General features: G+C 68.2%; 21 protein-coding genes. 5 read left to right on the plus strand and 16 right to left on the minus strand.

Features of this window, described 5'->3' with window-relative positions; genetic code table 11:
* Positions 1-16: 16 nt before the first annotated feature.
* The 10 genes from fliG to BLT62_RS12110 all read right to left on the minus strand — a co-directional run bounded on the left by fliG (position 17) and on the right by BLT62_RS12110 (position 8,001).
* Entirely contained in the window at positions 17-1,039 is a 1,023-nt protein-coding gene (gene fliG, locus BLT62_RS12065) for a flagellar motor switch protein FliG (protein ID WP_083364282.1), read from the minus strand.
* Positions 1,036-2,628 (minus strand): flagellar basal-body MS-ring/collar protein FliF, encoded by a 1,593-nt coding sequence (gene fliF, locus BLT62_RS12070; protein WP_083364283.1) that lies wholly within the window; start codon positions 2,626-2,628, stop codon positions 1,036-1,038. The genes fliG and fliF overlap by 4 nt, the downstream gene beginning before the upstream one ends.
* Positions 2,628-2,948, minus strand: a complete 321-nt coding sequence (gene fliE / locus BLT62_RS12075; RefSeq protein WP_083364284.1) for a flagellar hook-basal body complex protein FliE — start codon at positions 2,946-2,948, stop codon at positions 2,628-2,630. The genes fliF and fliE overlap by 1 nt, the downstream gene beginning before the upstream one ends.
* Positions 2,948-3,337 carry a flagellar basal body rod protein FlgC gene (locus tag BLT62_RS12080; protein WP_083364285.1) on the minus strand — a complete coding sequence of 130 codons (390 nt, stop codon included), beginning with the start codon at positions 3,335-3,337 and terminating at the stop codon, positions 2,948-2,950. The genes fliE and BLT62_RS12080 overlap by 1 nt, the downstream gene beginning before the upstream one ends.
* A 14-nt stretch (positions 3,338-3,351) precedes the next feature.
* Positions 3,352-3,693 (minus strand): flagellar basal body rod protein FlgB, encoded by a 342-nt coding sequence (locus BLT62_RS12085; RefSeq protein ID WP_083364286.1) that lies wholly within the window; start codon positions 3,691-3,693, stop codon positions 3,352-3,354.
* A gap of 130 nt (positions 3,694-3,823) precedes the next feature.
* Entirely contained in the window at positions 3,824-4,156 is a 333-nt protein-coding gene (locus BLT62_RS12090) for a hypothetical protein (RefSeq protein ID WP_156786336.1), read from the minus strand.
* Positions 4,149-4,712 carry a flagellar export chaperone FliS gene (gene fliS, locus BLT62_RS12095; RefSeq protein WP_331710498.1) on the minus strand — a complete coding sequence of 188 codons (564 nt, stop codon included), beginning with the start codon at positions 4,710-4,712 and terminating at the stop codon, positions 4,149-4,151. Before fliS ends, BLT62_RS12090 begins: the two co-directional genes overlap by 8 nt.
* Positions 4,709-6,073 (minus strand): flagellar filament capping protein FliD, encoded by a 1,365-nt coding sequence (fliD, locus tag BLT62_RS12100; RefSeq protein WP_083364288.1) that lies wholly within the window; start codon positions 6,071-6,073, stop codon positions 4,709-4,711. The genes fliS and fliD overlap by 4 nt, the downstream gene beginning before the upstream one ends.
* A 165-nt stretch (positions 6,074-6,238) precedes the next feature.
* Entirely contained in the window at positions 6,239-7,072 is an 834-nt protein-coding gene (locus tag BLT62_RS12105; protein WP_083364289.1) for a flagellin N-terminal helical domain-containing protein, read from the minus strand.
* A 119-nt stretch (positions 7,073-7,191) separates the two neighbouring features.
* Positions 7,192-8,001 carry a sigma-70 family RNA polymerase sigma factor gene (locus tag BLT62_RS12110; protein WP_083364290.1) on the minus strand — a complete coding sequence of 270 codons (810 nt, stop codon included), beginning with the start codon at positions 7,999-8,001 and terminating at the stop codon, positions 7,192-7,194.
* Between the two features lie 302 nt (positions 8,002-8,303).
* On the opposite strand from BLT62_RS12110, the gene flgN reads away from it, so the two are divergent.
* From flgN to fliW, 4 genes are read left to right on the plus strand one after another with little or no spacing between them, the layout of a single operon-like run.
* Positions 8,304-8,789: a flagellar export chaperone FlgN gene (flgN, locus tag BLT62_RS12115; protein WP_083364291.1), complete on the plus strand. Its 486-nt coding sequence runs from the start codon at positions 8,304-8,306 to the stop codon at positions 8,787-8,789.
* 10 nt (positions 8,790-8,799) lie between these two features.
* Positions 8,800-10,215, plus strand: coding sequence for a flagellar hook-associated protein FlgK (gene flgK, locus BLT62_RS12120; protein WP_083364292.1), 1,416 nt, complete (start codon positions 8,800-8,802; stop codon positions 10,213-10,215).
* Positions 10,216-10,230: 15 nt separating this feature from the next.
* A complete protein-coding gene (locus tag BLT62_RS12125; protein WP_231919145.1) occupies positions 10,231-11,103 on the plus strand; it encodes a flagellin N-terminal helical domain-containing protein in 873 nt (290 codons plus the stop codon).
* Entirely contained in the window at positions 11,100-11,468 is a 369-nt protein-coding gene (gene fliW, locus BLT62_RS12130) for a flagellar assembly protein FliW (RefSeq protein ID WP_083364294.1), read from the plus strand. The genes BLT62_RS12125 and fliW overlap by 4 nt, the downstream gene beginning before the upstream one ends.
* Positions 11,469-11,596: 128 nt before the next feature.
* Here fliW and BLT62_RS12135 read toward each other — a convergent pair whose 3' ends face one another.
* The 3 genes from BLT62_RS12135 to BLT62_RS12145 all read right to left on the minus strand — a co-directional run bounded on the left by BLT62_RS12135 (position 11,597) and on the right by BLT62_RS12145 (position 13,733).
* The gene (locus BLT62_RS12135; protein ID WP_083364295.1) at positions 11,597-12,121 is read right to left on the minus strand and encodes a glutathione peroxidase; all 525 of its coding nucleotides are present in this window, start codon (positions 12,119-12,121) and stop codon (positions 11,597-11,599) included.
* Positions 12,122-12,159: 38 nt separating this feature from the next.
* A complete protein-coding gene (locus tag BLT62_RS12140; protein ID WP_083364296.1) occupies positions 12,160-12,636 on the minus strand; it encodes a VOC family protein in 477 nt (158 codons plus the stop codon).
* A 161-nt stretch (positions 12,637-12,797) separates the two neighbouring features.
* Positions 12,798-13,733, minus strand: a complete 936-nt coding sequence (locus tag BLT62_RS12145) for an aggregation-promoting factor C-terminal-like domain-containing protein (protein ID WP_197675133.1) — start codon at positions 13,731-13,733, stop codon at positions 12,798-12,800.
* A gap of 496 nt (positions 13,734-14,229) precedes the next feature.
* Here BLT62_RS12145 and BLT62_RS12150 point away from each other — a divergent pair, with 496 nt between their 5' ends.
* Positions 14,230-15,027, plus strand: coding sequence for an SGNH/GDSL hydrolase family protein (locus BLT62_RS12150; RefSeq protein ID WP_083364297.1), 798 nt, complete (start codon positions 14,230-14,232; stop codon positions 15,025-15,027).
* Here the strand turns inward: BLT62_RS12150 and BLT62_RS12155 are convergent.
* The 3 genes from BLT62_RS12155 to BLT62_RS12165 form a co-directional block, all read right to left on the minus strand.
* The gene (locus BLT62_RS12155; protein ID WP_083364298.1) at positions 15,005-15,532 is read right to left on the minus strand and encodes a nitroreductase family deazaflavin-dependent oxidoreductase; all 528 of its coding nucleotides are present in this window, start codon (positions 15,530-15,532) and stop codon (positions 15,005-15,007) included. The genes BLT62_RS12150 and BLT62_RS12155 overlap by 23 nt on opposite strands.
* 64 nt (positions 15,533-15,596) lie before the next feature.
* Positions 15,597-16,070, minus strand: a complete 474-nt coding sequence (locus tag BLT62_RS12160) for a hypothetical protein (RefSeq protein ID WP_083364299.1) — start codon at positions 16,068-16,070, stop codon at positions 15,597-15,599.
* Between the two features lie 1,042 nt (positions 16,071-17,112).
* Positions 17,113-18,510 (minus strand): NAD(P)-binding domain-containing protein, encoded by a 1,398-nt coding sequence (locus tag BLT62_RS12165; RefSeq protein ID WP_083364300.1) that lies wholly within the window; start codon positions 18,508-18,510, stop codon positions 17,113-17,115.
* Positions 18,511-18,567: the final 57 nt, after the last annotated feature.

The raw sequence follows: 18,567 nt of genomic DNA on the forward strand, positions 1-18,567 counted from the left end.
AGCCGCAAATTCCGCGTCAATCGACGAACGCATCTTCGTCTCCACGGGTCACGGTGATCTGGCCCTCCGCTTCGAGGGTGCGGATGGCGCGCACCACCTCGGCGCGGGCCTCCTCGACCTGCGAGAGGCGCAGCGGCCCCGTCGAGGCGATCTCGTCGTCGAGGATGTCGCGGTTGCGCTCGGACATGTTGTTGTGGATCATCTCGGAGACGGGCTCCGAGGCGCCCTTCATGGCGACCGCGAGCACGCGGACGTCGATGCCGCGCAGCAGGTGCTGCACGTCGCGCCGCTCCAGGCGCACGATGTCCTCGAATGTGAGCATGCGCGAGCGCAGCTCCTCGGCCAGGATCGGGTCGCGGAGCTCGAGCCCCTCGAGCACCGCGCGCTCGGTGGCGAGATCGGCGCGGTTGATGATCTCGACGAGGGGCTGCACGCCGCCGACGACGTCGAAGCTGTCGCGGGAGGACACGACGGCGCCGGTGCGCAGCTTGAGGGTGTCGGCGAGGATCCGCACGGCCTCCGGGGTGGCCGAGCCCATCGTCGCGATGGCCTGCGCCACGTCGGTGCGGGCCGTCTCCTCGAACCCGGCGAGCACGGCAGAGGCGTGCTCCGGCCGCAGGTGCGCGAGCACGAGGGCTGCGGTCTGCGGCAGTTCGTCGGCGAGCAGGGCTTGCACGTGGCTGGCCTCCGCGGCATCCAGGAACTCGAAGGCCCGACCGGCCATGGTGGAGGCCACGCGGCTCATCACGCCGGCCGCCTTCTCGGCCCCGAAGGAGGCCTCGAGCAGGCCGACGGCGAAGTCGCGCCCGCCCCGGGTCTGCCGGGCACCGCGGGTGGCCAGGGTGTGGAACTCGGCGAGGGTCGCCTCGGCGAGGGTGGCGTCAACGCGGCGCAGGCGGATGATCTCGCCGGCGATCTCCTCGGCCTCGTGCTCGTCGAACTGCTTCATCACGGCGGCCGCGCGCTGCGGATCCATGTTCATCAGCACGACGGCGGCCTTCTGGGCGCCGCTCAGCGTCGCGCCCTTTGAGCCGCTCATACACTCTGCCTGTCATCCATGAGCGCCCGCAGGTACTCGGCGGTCTTCTGGGGGTCGCGCTCGGCGAGCATCTCGATCTCCGAGCGGGTGCGGTCGGCATCCGGTGTGATCGGCATGACCGGCAGAACTTCCGTCTCGAGCTCCATGGGCGTGGTCTGGGCAGACAGGATCAGCGGCTGCTGCTGCTGCGCGGCCTCCAGTGCCTCCCGTGCTGCCTCGAGCTCTGCCTCGTCGACGGCCTCGCGGCGGGCGCGCCGCGAGCGGCTCACCAGAACCGCGGCCAGCACGACCAGGAGCAGCGCGGCGAGGGCGATGATTCCGGTGCGCACCAGCGACGTGAGCTGTTCGCCTGCCGCGACCTCCTTGGCGTCGTTGAGCGCCTGTTGGGCGGCTGCGGCGCCGCTGGCGTCGAAGGTCATCGCCTCGACGGTGACGGTGTCGCCGCGGTCGACGTCGATGCCGGCCGCCGCGGAGACGAGCGCGCGGAGGTTGCGGATGTTCACGGTGCTCGCGTCGCTCACCGCGACGGAGACGGACTGCCGGCTCAGCGTGCCGGCGGGGATGGTGCGGGTCTCGGTGACCTTGTCGATCGCGTTGTTGCGGGTGACCGACTCGGAGTTGAACGTGCCGTCGCCGGTGCCGCCCGGCACCGCGATGTTGTCCGGGCCGAGCACGCCGGCTCCGGTGCCGCCCGTGCCCGTGTACGACTCGGTCGCCCTGGACTCGTTCAGCGAGGCGATGGCCTCCGGCGCGGTGAAGGTCTCGGCCGTGCGCTCCGCCGACTCGGTGCTGACGTCGGCGGCAACCACGACGGTGGCGTTGCCGGGGCCGACGACCTTGTCGAGCATGGCCTGCACGGAGTCGCGCACCCGGGTCTCGTAGTCGCTGGCGAGCTTGCCCGCGCCGCCGGTCGGGCTGCCGCCGACAGCCGAGAGCACGGTGCCGGACGAGTCGATGACTGCGACATCCGTCGACGTCATGCCCTCGATGGAGGCGGAGGTGAGGTGCACGATCGCCTGCACCTGGTCGGCGCCCAGGGTGACGCCGCGGGTGGTCTCGATGAACACGGATGCCGTCGGTGCCTGCTTCTCGGCGGCGAAGACCGTCTCCTGCGGGATGGCGAGGCGCACGGATGCCGTCTTCACGCCGCTCAGCGCGCTAATCGTCGAGGCGAGCTCGCCCTCGAGCGCCCGCTTGTAGGTGACGGACTGCTGGAACTCCGAGGTGGTGACGCCCATCTTGTCGAGCAGGGAGTAGCCGCCGTTGCTCGCGCTCGGCAGCCCGGCCGCTGCGGCCTTGAGGCGCTGCGCGTAGACGTCGTCCTGCGGCACGAGGATGCTCGAGCCGCCGTCGCTGAGCTGGTACGGGATGGCGTCGGACTGCAGCTGCTCGACGACCGCGTTGGCGTCGGCGGCCTGCAGCCCGGTGAACAGCGGCGCGTAGGAGGGGCGGCTGAGCCAGATGCCGAGGCCGGCGACGCCGAGCACCAGCACGGCGACCGCCAGCAGCGCGATGGTGCGCTGGGCGACGGTGAACTCGCGCAGCCCCGCCGTGAAGCGTGCCAGTGCGGAAGTGACCTGACGGGGCATCAGGCCTGCATCCTCATGATCTCGTTGAAGGCGTCGACGCCCTTGTTGCGCACGGCGGCGACGAGCTCGACGGTCACCTGGGCCCTGGTCGAGGCGATCGTGGCGGCGTGGATGTCGGTCAAGTCGCCGGTGACGGCGCGCAGCGCCAGCTCACTGGAGTTGGTCTGCAACTGCTGCATGTTCTCGACGGCTCCGCTCAGCGCGGTGGCGAAGCCGGCTCCCCCGGTCCCTGCCGGTGCGGCGGCCTGGTCCAGGTAGCCGCTCGGGCGCACGCCCTGCACTGCTCCGGCGCCGATGGCGTCAATAGCTCCGATGGGCATTAGCCACGTCCGATCTGGAGGGCGGCCTGGTAGCTCTCCTTGGCTCTGTCGACGACAGCGGCGTTGGCCTGGTAGCCGCGCTGCGCCATGATCAGCTGCCCCATCTGGGCGCCGAGGTCGATCTCCGGGTAGCGCACGTAGCCGTTTGCGTCGGCCAGGGGGTGCTCCGGTTCGTGCACCATCCGGCCCTCCGCGTCGCCGAGCGCCGTGCCCGCGACGAAGACGCCGCCCTGCTCACCCTGCTGGGCGAGCACGTAGCGCTCCTGGAACGCGGCACCGTCGGTGCCGGTGACGGTGTTGATGTTGGCGATGTTGTCTGAGATCGCGTCGAGCCACTTGCGGTGCACGTTCATGGCCGATCCGGCGATTCCGATGGCGTCAAAAGTCATGGTCTGTTCCCCGATCAGTTGCTTCTCATGGCGCTGCGGACGCTCGTGAATTGGCCCTCGATGGCACGCGAGGCGAACTGGAATCGCAGCACGGTGTCGATGTTGGAGAGCGTCTCGGTGTCGAGGTTCACGTTGTTGCCGTTGAGCTTGGTCGGCTCGAGCGAGCGCTCCGTCGTGGCATCCGCGTGCCCGTCACCGCGTGCGATCGAGCTGGCGAGTGCGCCCTCGAAGGCGACCCGCTTGGCGTGATAGCCGGCGGTGTTGACGTTGGCGATGTTGTCGGCGATCGCGCGCTGGCGCGCGGACAGGCCGTCCAGCGCACTGGAGAGCGCGGAGAAGCTCACGGAATCGAACACATTCGTCCTTCATGACGGCAATGAGGCTGACAAGTGGCCGATCCGTGGCCGAGAGAGGTGAGCGATCCGTGCTCAGTAATAGTTATCGACCGGATGCCGACATCCGTTAGTGCGCGAAGGAATGTTGGGCTCAGCCCGAGACGTCGAGGTAGACGGATGCGGCTGCGCGCGGGCGCGGCACGGCACGCAAAGCCTCGAGGTGGCGCAGCACCTGGGTGCGCTCGGCGACCAACTCGCTCTCGCGCTCGCGTTGACGGCGATGCAGTGCGTCCGCGCGGTCGCGCAGTGAGGCGGGCAGCACGGGAAGCTGGGTGGGCGAGCTCCACATGCCGAGCTCGGCATGGGAGTCGTCGTCGAGGTCGACCGGCGCCTCGAGCTCGGCTTCCAGCTCGGTGAGCACACGCAGCCAGAGTTCTTCCGCGTCGTCCGAACTGCGCGCGGACAGGCTTTCAGCTTCAGGCAATGCCGAGCGCCCCCGCACCGAGCGTGGCTGGCGCAGCCGGCAGGATGGCCGCGGCGTCGTGCCAGGTCTGCCGGAGCGGTTCGAGGAGAACGATGGACTCGCGCGTGCGCGCCACATCGCGGTGGATGTTGGCCATCACGAGGGCGTTCGTCACGTAGGTGTAGAGCGCGAGCAGGCCGTCGGCGCCGTCCCAGACGTCGAGCTTGAGCGAGCCGCTCAGCTCGGTCAGGATGGCCTGCGCGTGCTGCAGCTGCTCGCTGGCGGCCGGCCAGTTCTCGGCCAGCTGAGCCTGCTCGGCCCGGCTCAGGTCGAGCAGCAGACGGTCGTAGAGCATGGTGAGCAGCCGCACCGGTGTCGCGGACAGCACCGCGTCGCGGCCGAGCTGGGCCGCGCGGTCGGCCGCTCCGCGGTCGGCGACGGGGCGCTGCACAGAGGGGAACGGGGAAACGCCGGCGAGCGACGTGAGCGGTGCTGCTGCCGGTGTCGGCAACGACTGTGCCTCGTGCGCGCCGGAGGCGGGTGGCTCGTTCGGTTCTGGGTGGACGATCAGCTTCACTGCGAGTTCCCGGAGTTCAGGCCGGCCAACTGCGATCCGATCCAGGAGGACTGCGCGTTCAGCTTGCTGAGCTGCACCTCGAGCGCCGAGTAGGTGCGCTTGAGGGTGGCCTCGCGCAATTCGAGTCGGCGGTCCCAGTTCGCGATCTGCTCGGTGATGTCTTTGGAGAGGGACGTTTGGCCGGTGATCTTGTTGGTGAGCTGGCCGTCGTACTTGTCCGAGGAGATGCGGGCGGCCTCTTCGAGGCGCGTGGTGATGACGGTGAGTGCCCTCTGCGTCGCACCGGGGTCTGCCGCCATCGACTTTGCGAACTTCTCCGCGTCGAACTCCATCCGACCACCCTTGGTGATGCTGATGCCGAACTCCGAGGGCGAGCGACCATCGATGGGGGCGGACGCCGCGTTGAGAAGGCGCTGTTCGACATCGCGAACGGTGCTGTCGGAGCTGAACACGCCGCCCGTCACCACGGGCTTGCCGTCTGAACCGGTCGTGGTGGTCAGCGTGCGCTTGGAGCCAATGAACTCGAGAGCCTCGTTGAGCTTGTCGATCAGGCTCTCGGCGACCTTGCCGATGGCTGCGTCGTCGCGCGCGACGGTGATCGTGATCGGCGCCGTGCTGATCGCGGTCACGGAGAGGCTGACGCCGGGCATCAGGTCGGTGAAGGTGTTGCTGCTGGAAGTCACAACCTGTTCGGCGGGCGTGCCCTTCCAGAGGGTGACGGAGGCATCTTCGCCGCTTCGGATTGTGGTGGCGGCGAGCTCCGAGCCGGGTACGGCTCCGCTGCCGTTGAAGATTGTGAAGCCACCGGCCGCCCCGGACTCCTTGGCGGTCAGCTGTAGCCGGTAGGTGGTCTCCCCCGTGCCGGCGTCGACGCCGGCGGCGATGCGAGTTGCCTGCACACCGGCATCCGCGGCGTTGATGGCGCTGACGATGTCCTCGAACGACGAGGAGTCAGCCGTGATCTCCTTCAACGAGCCGTCGGCGGCCTTGATCGTGAGGACGGGCGGGTCGCTCGGCCAGGCGGTCATCGGCGCCGTGACAAGTTGCTGCGCCGTTGCCAGCTTCTCGACGGTGACGTCGAGCTGAGTCGCACCGGCACCCGTGCCGACGGTGACCGTGGCGGACTCGTGGGAGCTCTTTGCGGTGTAGAGCTCGAGGGCGTCGGGCTTCATGCCCTTCTTGCCCAGTTCGGCGAGGGCGGCAACGGAGGTGTTGAGGCTCTGCAGCGCCTTCAGGTAGTTCTGGGTGCTGGTGTACTTGTTCTGCAGGATGTTCTGCGGAATTGCCTCAACGGCCATGAGTGACTTGATGAGCTCTGCAGTGTTGAGCCCACTGACCAGGCCGTCGAGCGAGATTCCCATGAGTTCTGCCTTCGCGTTTCAACTGGTGCGCGGCGCCGGCCACGCGGGTGGGGACTGCACGAGGGCCGGTGCTGGGATCGTGACAGGAATGTCGCGCCCGGCACCGGCCGTCGTTGTGTAGTGATGCTCTGCTGCTGTTCAGATGCGGCGTGTTGCCGCGCCTGGCTAGCGGAGGAGCTGCAGAACGCCCTGGTTGGACTGGTTCGCCTGCGCGAGCATGGCGGTACCGGCCTGCGAGAGGACGTTCGAGCGGGTGTACTTGACCATCTCGGACGCCATGTCGGTGTCGCGGATGCGCGACTCGGCAGCCGAGAGGTTCTCCTTCGACACGTTGAGGCTCTTGATGGTCGACTCGAAGCGGTTCTGCACGGCACCGAGACCGGCACGAGCCTCGCTGATGTTGGTGATCTGCGTGTCGAGTGCGGTCACCGCGGCGGCAGCGTTCGCGGCCGTGTCGAAGGTGAGCGCACCGACAGCCGTGGCAACCGTTGCGACGTTCGCAGTGGCGAGGTTCACAACGATCTGGTCCTCAGCTGCAACGCCACCGGCGCCGACCTGGAAGGTCATCGCGGTGCCGGAACCGTCCAGCAGCTTGATGCCGTTGAAGTTGGCGCTGGCGGAGACGCGGGTCAGCTCATCAGTCAAGGCAGTGACCTCGGTCTGGATGGCCGTACGCGACTTGGCGTTGTTCGAGTCGTTGCCGGCCTGAACGGCGAGGTCACGCACGCGCTGCAGGATGGCGTGCACCTCGGTCAGTCCACCTTCAGCGGTCTGGATGACGCTGATGCCGTCCTGCGCGTTGCGGGCGGCGACCGTGAGGCCACCGACCTGCGAACGCAGGCCCTCGGAGATCGCGAGGCCAGCTGCATCGTCGGCCGCACGGTTGATACGCAGACCACTGGAGAGCTTCTCCAGCGACTTCGACAGGTCGTTCTGCGTGATGGACAGGTTGCGGTACGAGTTGTTCGCCGCAATGTTGGTGTTGATCTGCATACCCATGGTGAAATCCTCCGTGATGTGGGTTCTGGTTCACCGGCCCATCCGTGGGCCAGTACTTTGCACAATCGGCTGCTCGGCGGCATCCGTTAGTGGGTCTGGGGAAAACTTCGACGCGCCGGCTATCCGACGTTGCTGATCAGCGAGACGTTGGCGACGCTCGCGCCCTGGCCGAGGTGTTCTTCGAAGCGGGAGAGGTAGGCGACGCGACGCGTTGCAGTGACCTTGGGGTCGGGCAGGCTCTGCACGTCTGCTTCGTCGGCGTAGCGCGAGCCGAGGCCGTCGCGGATGAGCCGGAGGCCCTCCGAGCGCTGCTGCGAGACGGCGGAGTGCGAGATGCCGAGTTCTTCCGCGACCTCTTTGACGGAGCGGTCGTCGAAGTAGATGGCGCGCACGATCATCGCCATGCGCTCCGGCAGGGCGTCGACGGCGGCGGTCACGTAGCGCTGGCGCTCGTCGAGCAGCAACGACTCCTCCGGCGAGGTCATCTCGGAGACGAGGTACTCCGCCGTGCTGTCGTCGATCGTCGTGACGGTGCGCGCGGCATCGGAGAGGGCGGCGGACGCCGTCTCCCTGTCCACGCCGAGGGCGGCGGCCAGCTCGTCGACGCTCGGAACGCGGCCGAGCGTGGCGGTCAGGGCCTCGCGAGCGGAGACGGTCTCGGTGATCCGCTTGCGGGCAGAGCGCGTCGCCCAGTCGCTGGAGCGCATCTCGTCGGCGAAGGCGCCGAGGATGCGGGTGCGGGCATAGGCACCGAAGGGTATGCCGCGATCGATATCGAAATTGTCGGCGCAGTGCACCAGCGCCAAGGCGCCGGCTGCTGCGAGATCATCCCGAGAGAGGTGAGTGGCCCTGGCACAGACGTCGGCGACCAGATAGCCGACAAGCGGCAGGTTGGCCACGACGAGCTCATTGCGTTCCGCACGATTCACAAATATCAATTCCTGCAGTTGTGGCAGCGTGCAGGGTTCACGTACCGGTTCGGACGATTGACTCGGGTATTCGGGTCAGTTCCTCGGGTGCTTTCAACGTTAACGATGTGAGCGACGCGACACACGGTAGGACTGTCCCCCAATGTGGGTGTCCTCCAAAAGGACCACCCTCGTTCGGGGCTGGGGGACATACCGGCCGTTTCAGGGGCCTTCACTAACATGAATGCGACGGCTGCCGAGAGTGGGTTGAGACCGGACAAGGTCCCCCTGTTTCCGACAGCACCCGACAGAAAGGCGAGCCAGTGGGCGTCAACGAACTCTCTGCGGTGCTCTGGCGCGAGCGGGAGTTGCTCGAGCTTCTCTTGTTCAAGCTCGAGGAGGAGCAGCTGCTGCTCACGGCCGGCAAGTCCCGTTGGGTGGGTCATGCCAGTCGCGAGATCGAGCAGGTCATGGTTCGCCTGCGCGAGGTCGCCCTCGGCCGTTCCGTCGAGGTCACCGCGGTCGCGACCGAGTGGTCGTGCCCGGAGGACGCCACGCTCCGCGAGGTCATCGCGGCGGCACCGGTCGGCCCCTGGCAGGACATCTTCACCGCCCACCTCACCGCGATGACCGAGCTCACCGCGCAGATCCGCGACGTGCGCGACGTGAACGAGCAGTTCCTGCGCACCGCCGTGCGCAGCGTGCAGGAGACTCTCGCCGGGGTGGAAGCGGTCTCTGGTACCTACGACGCGAGCGGCGCCGCACAGCACGCCCAGTCGTCATCCATGCTCTTCGACGAGAAATTGTGAGCCAACGCACGTGAGCACATTCAGCGGACTGAACACCGCCTACCGCGGGCTCTCCGCGGCCAAGGCGGGCATCGACGTCGCCGGGCAGAACATCGCCAACTCCCGCACCGAGGGCTACACCAGGCAGCGGCTGAACACCTCCGCCATCGGCGGGCCATCGATGGCCGGCAAGTTCTCGGTCGGCGTCCGCCCGGGCGGCGGCGTCAACATCGACGGCATCGCCCGCCTGGGCGACATGCACCTCGACGCGCGGGTGCGCGCCTCCGCGGCTGTCTCCGGCTTCAGCGCGGTGCGCGCCGGCGTGTTCTCCGACCTCGAATCCGCCCTGCACGAGCCGGGCGCCAACGGCATCTCGACGCAGCTGCAGAGCTTCTGGGCCTCCTGGCAGGAGCTGTCCAACAGCCCTGGCGAAGCCACGCAGTCCGGTCTGCTGCTGCAGCAGTCGCAGGTGCTGGCCCAGCAGATCTCCTCGACCTACACCGAGTTCGACAACCAGTGGTCCCAGGTGCGCGGCGAGGTGCGCGACCTCACCGCCGAACTGAATGGCGCCGCGGCGCAGCTCGCCGACCTGAACGGACGGATCCGTCAGGCGACGGCAGCCGGCGGCTCGGTGAACGAGCTCCTCGACCAGCGCAGCCTCCTCGCCACGACGATCGCCGCCATCGCAGGAGGCACGATCCGGGATGCCGGCGACGGCACCATCGACGTGTACATCGGGGGCAACGCCCTCGTCACGGGCACCACGGCGCGCACCGTCAACGTCATCGGCTCGAACACCATGGCGGGCTCCGACACCTCCCCCGTCACGCTGGAGTGGGCGCACCGCCCCGGCTCGGCAATCTCCCTCGATGGAGGCGAGTTGGCCGGGGCCGTCTCGACCCTGGCTCCAGCCGCAGCCGGCGGCGGCATCGCCAAGGCCGCTGAGTCGCTGAACAACTTCGCCCAGAAGCTGGCGGATGCAGTGAACACCGTGCACCGCACCGGCTTCAGCGCCGGCGGCAGCACCAACCTCGAGTTCTTCGCCTTCACCGCCGGCAAGCCGGCCGCCCAGGGCCTCACGGTCGTGCCGACCAGCGCGGCCGGTATTGCCACCGCTGGAGACGGCCAGGGCGCGCTGGACGGCAGCATCGCCGATGCCATCTCGCAGCTCGGCACGGGGGCCGGCTCGCCGGACTCCGTCTGGTCGAGCTTCGTCGTGGAGCTCGGCATCGCGACCCGTTCAGAGATCCGTCAGGCCGACCTTGCCGCTCTGGCCACCACGTCGGCCGTCGGGATGCAGCTGGCGAACGCATCCGTCGACATCGACGAGGAGAACGTGAGCCTGCTCATGTACCAGCACGCCTACCAGGGCGCCGCGCGCGTCATGACGGCCGTCGACGAGATGCTCGACGTGCTGATCAACCGCACCGGACTCGTGGGGAGATAACGCATGATCACTCGAGTGACTCAACAGACGTCGATGCTCGCGGCTCAGCGCAACCTGCAGTCGAGCGCGGCACAGCTGGCCAAGCTGCAAGACCAGGCGATGACGCGCAAGGCCTTCTCGCGGGCATCGGAAGACCCGAGCGGCGCAGCCGATGCGCTTCGGATCCGGGCACAACAGCGGGCCAACGACCAGCACAGCCGCAACATCGACAACGGCCTGGGCTGGGTCACCACCCTCGACTCGACGCTCACCGAGGTGAACGACCTGATGAAGCGCGTGCGCGACTTGACGGTGCAGGGCGCCAACGACGGCTCGCTCTCCCCCACCGCCAAGGAGGCCATCGCCGTCGAGCTGGTCGGCCTCAAGGACCAGCTGCTCGGCCTGGCCAACACGCAGTATCTCGGGCGCAGCGTCTTCGCCGGCAGCTCCAGCGCTGGCGCCGCGTTCAACCCCGACTTCAGCTTCACCGGAACCCCGGGCAGCACGGTCGACCGGCGCATCGGACCCGACTCGACGGTCCGCGTCGACAGCGACGGCCTGGCCGTCTTCGGCGAGGGCGCCACCTCGGTGTTCGCCCTCATCGAGGGCATCGCAGCCGATCTCCGCGGCGGCACCAACATCGGGTCCCGCCTGGCCGACATCGATCAGAGCATGACCGCCATCCGAACCGAACACTCAGCGGTCGGTAGCCGCCACGCAGTCATCATGCGCGCCGAGGAGGCAGTCATGGACAAAACCGTCAACTTCGAGGCGCAACGAGCCGGAGTTGAGGACATCGAGATCAGCCGCATCATCCTCGACCTCAAAGCCCAGGAGATCACCTATCAGGCCGCGCTGGGCGTCACGGCCCGCGTGCTGCAGCCGACGCTGATGGACTTCCTCCGATGAGCGCGCTGAGCTTCGTCGCCTCGCCTCCCGGTTTCGAGCCGAGCCTGCAGTTCGAGTTCGCGCCGGTTCCCGATTCCGTCGGCCTGTACACGCTGACTGCTGCAGACGACGCGGCACGGCGTGTCTTCGTCGTCGATGCCGCGATCTACCTGCCCGACTATGCGCCGAGCCTGAGCACGCAGCAGGGCGAGTCGCTCGGCCTCCGCTCCGGCGCCGACGCTCAGGTCTACGTCGTGGCCAACGCCGCGGAATCCGGCACCACCGTCAACCTGCTGGCCCCGATCGTCGTGAACGCCGCGACGAATACCGCCGCCCAGTTCATCCTCGACGGCGACTGGCCGCTGCGCGCCCCGCTCGGCGCCTAGAGCTCACCAAACACAGGACCACAGCCTCGCCGCGGCGCATCTGCGCCCGGCCCCGCTGTGGTCCTGTGTTTTTGTGCGTGTTGGCTTCGATCGCAGGCTCCCTCGAGCCAACGGGGGTCTCGACAGCCTCAGGCGGCGGGCGGAGCCTCGGTCGGCTCGGCGACACGACGGGCAGACAGGCCCGCCTCGATGGCGGCGATCACGGCGGGGTCGTCGGGCTTGACCGCCGAGCGGAAGCGCGAGATCGTGCCGTCGGCGCCGATCACGAACTTTTCGAAGTTCCACTTCACGCGGCCAGACTTGCCCGCGGCATCCGGCACATCGTGCAACTCGGCATAGAGCGGGTGCGCGTTTCGGCCGTTCACCTTGATCTTCTCCATCAGCGGGAAGCTGACGCCGTAGTTCAGCTGGCAGAAGTCTTGGATCTTCTCGGCGTTGCCCGGCTCCTGCCCGGCGAACTGATTGCAGGGCAGGCCGATGACGGTGAGGCCCTGCTCACCGTACTTCTCGTGCAACGCCTCCAGCTGGGCGTACTGCGGGGTGAAGCCGCACTTAGACGCCACGTTCACCAGGAGCACGGCGCCGTCGCCGTACTCAGCCAGGGTCGTGGTGCGGCCGTCGAGGGTGGTCAGGGGTATGTCTCGGATGCTCACATCGACAGCGTACGCGGATTCACCCTGCCGGCGGCCGATTATTCGCCGTTGTAGGCGGCTTCCAAGACGGCGATGTCGAGCTTCGTCATGGTGAGCATCGCCTGCATCGCGCGCCCGGCCTTGGCCGGGTCCGGGTCGGAGAGCAGTTCACCCAGGCGCGGCGGCACAATCTGCCAGGACACGCCGAACTTGTCGGTGAGCCAGCCGCACCGGCCCGGCGCTCCGCCGTCGGCGGTGAGCGCGTCCCACAGGCGGTCGATGTCTGCTTGCGTCGGGGCGCTCACCGAGAGCGAGATGGCCTCGCTGAACCCGGGCGCCGGCGCACCGTTGATCGCCTGCACAGACAGGCCGTCGAGCTCGAACTCGACGGCGAGTGCCGTGCCCGCCGGCATCGGGCCGCCCTCGCCGTAGCGCGACACAGTCAGAATGCGCGCATTTGCGAAGAGCGCGACGTAGAAGTTGGCGGCGTCCTCGGCCTGGCTGTCGAACCACAGGCACGGTTTGATCGAGTTCATAGCTCTTCACCTCGGTGTGATGGCCCTGCGTGCAGGGCTGGCGCTGACAGCCCCGCCGGAACGGTCACAGGACCGTTAAACAGGCTACGCCGCCCCGCTCGGCCGCGCAGAAGATTCTGCGAGCCATGCGGGGCGGCGTATGCCGGGTGGGCGGATGCCGCTTAGTACCAGCCCTGCGACTCGGAGGTGTCCCAGGCGCCGCACGGGGTGCCGTAGCGACCAGAGATGTAGCCGAGGCCCCAGGTGATCTGGGTCGCCGGGTTGGTCTGCCAGTCAGCGCCGGCGGACGCCATCTTGCTGCCGGGGAGCGCCTGCGGAATGCCGGCGGCACCGCTCGAGGCGTTGTAGGCGTTGATGTTCCAGCCGGACTCCTTGTTCCAGAGGGCGACGAGGCAGCCGAACTGATCCTCGCCCCAGCCGTACTGGGAGGCCATCAGGTCACGCGCGATCGCCTGGGCGCCGCTCGGGTCGGACGGCGCGGAGGGCCGGGAGCCGCCCGAGTTCGACGAGCTGGACTCCTGCGCGGCGGCCTCGGCGTCGGCCTGCGCCTGTGCTGCGGCGGCAGCGGCAGCGGCAGCAGCCTCTGCGGCAGCCTGCTGCTCTGCAGCGACGCGGTCGACCTCGGCGGTCGCCGCCTGGACGCCGGCGCTCTTGCCCTTGGTGGTGTCCACGAGTTTGAAGACGCGGCTGGGAGTCAGCAGCTCAAAGTTGGAGAGGGCGGCAACGGAGGAGGCGAGGTCGCCGGCATCCGTCTTGCCTGCGGCGGCGGCGATCACGAGGTTGGCCTCATCGATCGTGGCGGTCGCGGTGCTCGCGGCGTTCGCGTTGGCAACCGTGGAGTACGCGGCCAGCTGGTCGGCGGCGAATCCGGTCGCGGCGGTCATCGTGGCCGAGGCGGCGTCGCGCTCGTTCTGCGCGACGACCGACGTCTGCACCACGAAGCCTGTGCCGGCCATGGCGCCGACGGCGACGACTGCTCCCGCGAGGAGGAGGAGCTTCTTGCGGCCCCGGCGACGATTCCGAAGCTGGGAGCGGGTGACCCCGGCATCGAGCGCGGGCTGGTCTGGGCTATTCGTTGATGAGTTTGAGTTCAGCATGTCTTTCACAGGGCAAACCACTCGCGATCGTGCATAGAGCGGCTCTTGATCGACGTCCCAGGCAGGGCCCCGGGCGAAGTTGTCAGTATGCACACGCACCCTGCACGAGTCATCCTCATCATCTGGGAATGTCCTCCGAATGATTTTCGGGGATTTTCGCGCCTTCGAAGCCCCGCGCGGCCCCGCCTCCGTGCGCCCTGCCCGAGCGCTATTCTGGCCAGATGACCCGCCTCGCCGCGCGCGCGAACGCCAGCGCACGAACCGAAAAAGCGCCCGTGACCGGCACTTTGACTGCACACGCCTCTCCCCCGCGTCTCGCGGCCATGCCGCGGCCGGCCGCGGCCACCCGACTCCGAACCGAAATCGAATCGACGGGCCGCCCACCAGCACCCCGCATCATCGCCTCGCGGGGCGCCGCGCGCGGAATTGATGAAACCTTGAGGTGCGACCGATCGGTACACGCCCATACTGCCCATCCGCAGCCGGCGGGCGCCCGATGAGCCCGCACCGTCTCCGGCACCGCGTGCTCGACGTCATTCAGCTGGTTCCGGCCGCCGCGCAGGGCTGGACGCTCATCCGCACGATGCCGAGGCTGCCGGATGCCGCCGGGCCCCAGCAGGGTGTCGTGGCAGCCGCCGCGGGCCCGACGCTCCCCCCGCTCCGCCTCCGGGTGATCGGCGAATCGACCGCGGCGGGCGTTGGTGCGCCGACACAGGACCTGGCGCTCAGCGGACGCCTCGCCGATGCGCTGGCCAGCCGCACGGGGCGGGGCGTGCACTGGCAGGTTGTCGGGCAGAATGGCGCGACCATCCGTCGCATCCGCCACCGCCTGCTGCCCGCGGTGGACGGCTCCGACCCTGACGCGTTCGCCGCCGACGTCGCCGTGATCGCCGCCGGGGCCAACGATGTGATCGGCGGGCGCAGCACCGCCGAATGGGAGGAGCAGCTGCGCACCCTGGTCAGCGGCCTGCGGCACGCGGGCGCGGGCCCTGCGACGCTCGTCCTGCTCACCGGCGTTCCACCGTTCTCGCGGTTCCCCGCCCTGCGCAGCCCGCTCCGCCCGTACCTCGCACGCCGGGCACAGCGCATCGACGCCCGTTCCGCCCTGGTCTGCGCTGAGCTGGGTGTGCTCTTCATCCCCTTCAGCGAACGGGAGCTGGAGCTCGGCGCGGACTTCTTCGCCGAGGATCGCTTCCATCCATCGGCCACGGGCTACGCGCTCTGGGCGGAGTACCTGGCCGAGCGAATCGCCGTGGGGCTCACGGAGACGATCAGCGGGCAGCCCCGCCCGTAGCAGCGGGCGGGTGGATGCCGGCTGGCTGCAGCCGCAGCCGGAACAGCCGCACCGCCCGCCCCGACTCACGCTCGTAGCCGCGGTAGCCCGGCCACTGGGCCTCGATCAGCCGCCACGCGGCCTCGCGCTCCTCCCCGCGGAGGAGTTCGGCGCGCACGGGCATCCGGCGCCCGCGCACCGTGATGGCGGCATCCGGGTGCGCGAGCAGGTTGTAGCTCCACGCGGGATGCTTGTCGCGGGCGAAGCTCGTGCCCGCGACGAGCGCGCTCCCCCGACCGTCTGGTGTGTACATCAGCTCGGTGTCGCGTGGCGCGCCGGACTTCGCGCCGACGGTGTGCAGCACGAGTGACGGCACGAGTAGGCCGCTCAGCTGCACTCGCCCGCCGCTCAGCCGGGTGACGAGCCGCTCCAACACGGGCAGCACCGTGGGCGCCGCCCACCGAAACAGCCGCGTGTGGGTGAGCGGTGCGACGACACCGCGGACGATCTGCACAACGGAAGCCATGCAGGCATTCTGCCCGGCGGCGGCTCCGTGCGGAAGGCTCGTGGCACGGACGCCGCCCTGCCGGTCAGCAGCCCGGATCCGATGGACGCGCGACGCAGCTGCCGGCGACGAGCACCGTCGTGGCCGACTTCACCGCGACCGGCGTGGCGGAGGCCGCGAGGCGGATGGTGCCGGAGATGGGACGCCAGTCTCCCCCACCGAACCGATACTCGGCCGAGAGCTCGACCGCCACGCTTGCCGAGAAGTCTCCTCGGGTCGTGTAGATGTGGCTCGTGGCGGTCTCGCTGAACGCGGCGCCGCCCCAGCTGCTTCCACCGCTGGCGCTGAACCCGGTTGCACCGTCGCCGTAGTCCCAGGCGAAGCCAACCGGTGTGAAGCGCACCTCGGCGGGGAACCCCAACAGGCTCCCGGCGATGACCTCGACGGATGCCGTCGCGACAAAGTTCGTCGGAAGCCCCCGCACCGCCCAGCCATCCGGTTCCATTGCCAGCTGGGGCGCCGAGGCTCGGAACGAGGCGATGTCGCTCCAGGTGATCACGAGCTCCGGGTCGCAGACGTCCGGGGCGCCGGTGCACCCCGGCGGCAGACCGTTGTCGTTGTTCGGAGTCTCGTCCGAGCCCAGCGCGGGCGGCTGGGGCGGCTGCGGCGGCTGCGGCGGTTCGGCGACACCGCCGCCGTCGCTCCCGCCACCGGCTCCCCCGCCGGAGACGCTCTCGCCCCCACCGATGAGGTCTACGCCGCCCGGCGTGAGGCTGGCGTCAATGTCAATCTCACATGTGCCCTGCCTAATCTCCAGCAGTGTGCAAGGACTTTCAGCGTTAGCAGTGCTCGGTGTGGCGAGCGCCAGAATGCAAATCGCAACAGTGGACGTGCAAATCGCGAGATGCCATCGCATCAGCAAAAGTTCCCGTCTACCCACAGCTCTTTCTCCGCAACTTTCAATGCGGTTGGGGAACTACCGACAACAGCAATCAGATACGGAATATGAACTGGCCGGTCGGGCAGCGCCTTGGATTCCCCAGCTTGGTCCAGCAAATCAACCGTCGATAGGTCGTCACATACGTAGGCCCGCACCTCAACGGCCCATTCGTTGCTACTCCGAACAGACTGCAGCCGGTGAATTCTGAAAGACGTAGTGCCACTCGAATGCAATCCATTTGCCACGAAATCTGCGGCACCCGCTAATTCGAAAGCAAGCGCGTTCCCAATCGCAACATCATCTAGTGCCGCGGCGTCGACTCCACCGCTCGTTAGGACTGCGTCACTCGCAGCAATGTAAGCCGCATACGCCTCCTCCGCTGCGGCGAGCGCCTCCTCGTCCGTGGCGAAGAGGGGCGCAGCGCCATCCGTCGTCACGATCGGCGTTGGAGCAGGTTCGGGGGAAGGTGACGGGCCGGCGGCACACCCGGCGAGAGCCACCGCGGCGAGCGCGCACGCGGCAAGGAGCAGTGGCAGGGGCGCACTCCCGGTTCGCATGCGAACACCGTAGGGCAAAGCGGCCCGGCCCCGTCAAAGTTATCCACAGACACGAATGGCGGGGCCCGGCTCAGCCGGGACCCCGCCATTCAGACGAGCTGTCTCTACACGTTCGAGGGCAGGTTGCGCCCGTCGACGATCACCTTGATGACATCGGTCTTCGGGTGAGCCAGGTATCGGTCGGCGCTGTCGTCGAGTTCCTGCAGCCACGGCGTGTGGTGCACAGCGCCCATGGTGCCGGTCATCACGGACGGGTAGACGGCATCCCTGTACGTGAGGATGTTCTCCTGCTTGTCCTTCTTCCATTCCAGGAAGATGCGCACGACCTCGTCGAGGTCGAACATCGGGTAGTCGCTCTGCTCGATCAGGTCACGAATGTAATCGGCCTGGAACCGCACCTCTGCCGCAGCGCTCTCGAGCGCGTGGAAGCGGGCGAGCCAGCGGTCGATGTCGGCGCGCTGTGCCGCGGCATCCGGCAGCGTTGCATCGCCGAGGATCACGTCACGCACGTACCACGCCTGCGCGTCGAACATGTTGAAGGTGAACCACTGGTCCTGGGCGCCCAGGTAGAACAGCTTGTTGTTGGCCTCACTGACCACGCCGCGGTAGAGCGTGTCCGGGTACACGTTGTTCGGGGAGTCGAGCGAGAGATCGCTGGGCAGGTAGGGGTAGTGGTGCAGGTACCCGGTACACAGGATGACGGCATCGAAGCGCTTCGAGGTTCCGTCGACGAAGTGGGCCACCGAGCCGTCGAAGCGCTCGAGCAGCGGCACCTCGGTGATGTCCTCTGGCCAGTCGAAGCCCATCGGGCGCGAGCGGTAGCTCAGCGTCACCGAGCGGGCGCCCATCTTGTATGCCTGCACGCCGATGTCCTCGGCGGAGTAGCTGGCGCCGATCAGCAGCACGTCCTTGTCGGCGAGGCTCTCTGCCCCACGGAAGTCGTGTGCGTGGCGGAGCGTGCCGGGGAACGTCTCGATGCCGGCGAAGTCTGGAACGTTGGGGAAGGAGAAGTGGCCGGAGCCGACGATGACGTTGTCGAACTCGCTGCTCTCGGTGGTGCGGGTGACCAGATCCTCGACGGTGACGGTGAACGTCTCCGTCTCGGCGTTGTACTGCACCCAGCGCACGGCGGTGGAGAAGCGAACGTGCTTCTTCACATCGCTCTTCTCTGCGCGGCCGTTGATGTAGTCCCAGAGCACGGCGCGCGGCGGGTAGGAGCTGATCGGGCGGCCGAAGTGCTCGTCGAAGGTGTACTCGGCGAACTCGAGGGCCTCCTTCGGCCCGTTCGACCAGAGGTTGCGGTACATGCTGGAGTGCACGGGCTCACCGTGGGCGTCGATGCCGGTGCGCCAGTTGAAGTTCCACTGGCCACCCCAGTCGCTCTGCTTCTCGAAGCAGACGATCTCGGGGATCTCCCGTCCCTGCTCCCGTGCTGATTCGAAAGCCCTCAGCTGGGCCATGCCGCTGGGGCCTGCTCCGATAATTGCGATGCGCTTCTGCAAATGTTCCTCTCCGGCCTGGCGGCCTTCGCCTGTCCTTGCCAATTCGAGCTGTCACGG

It is taken from the genome of Microterricola viridarii, from assembly GCF_900104895.1.
GTDB classification, from domain to species: Bacteria; Actinomycetota; Actinomycetes; order Actinomycetales; family Microbacteriaceae; genus Microterricola; species Microterricola viridarii.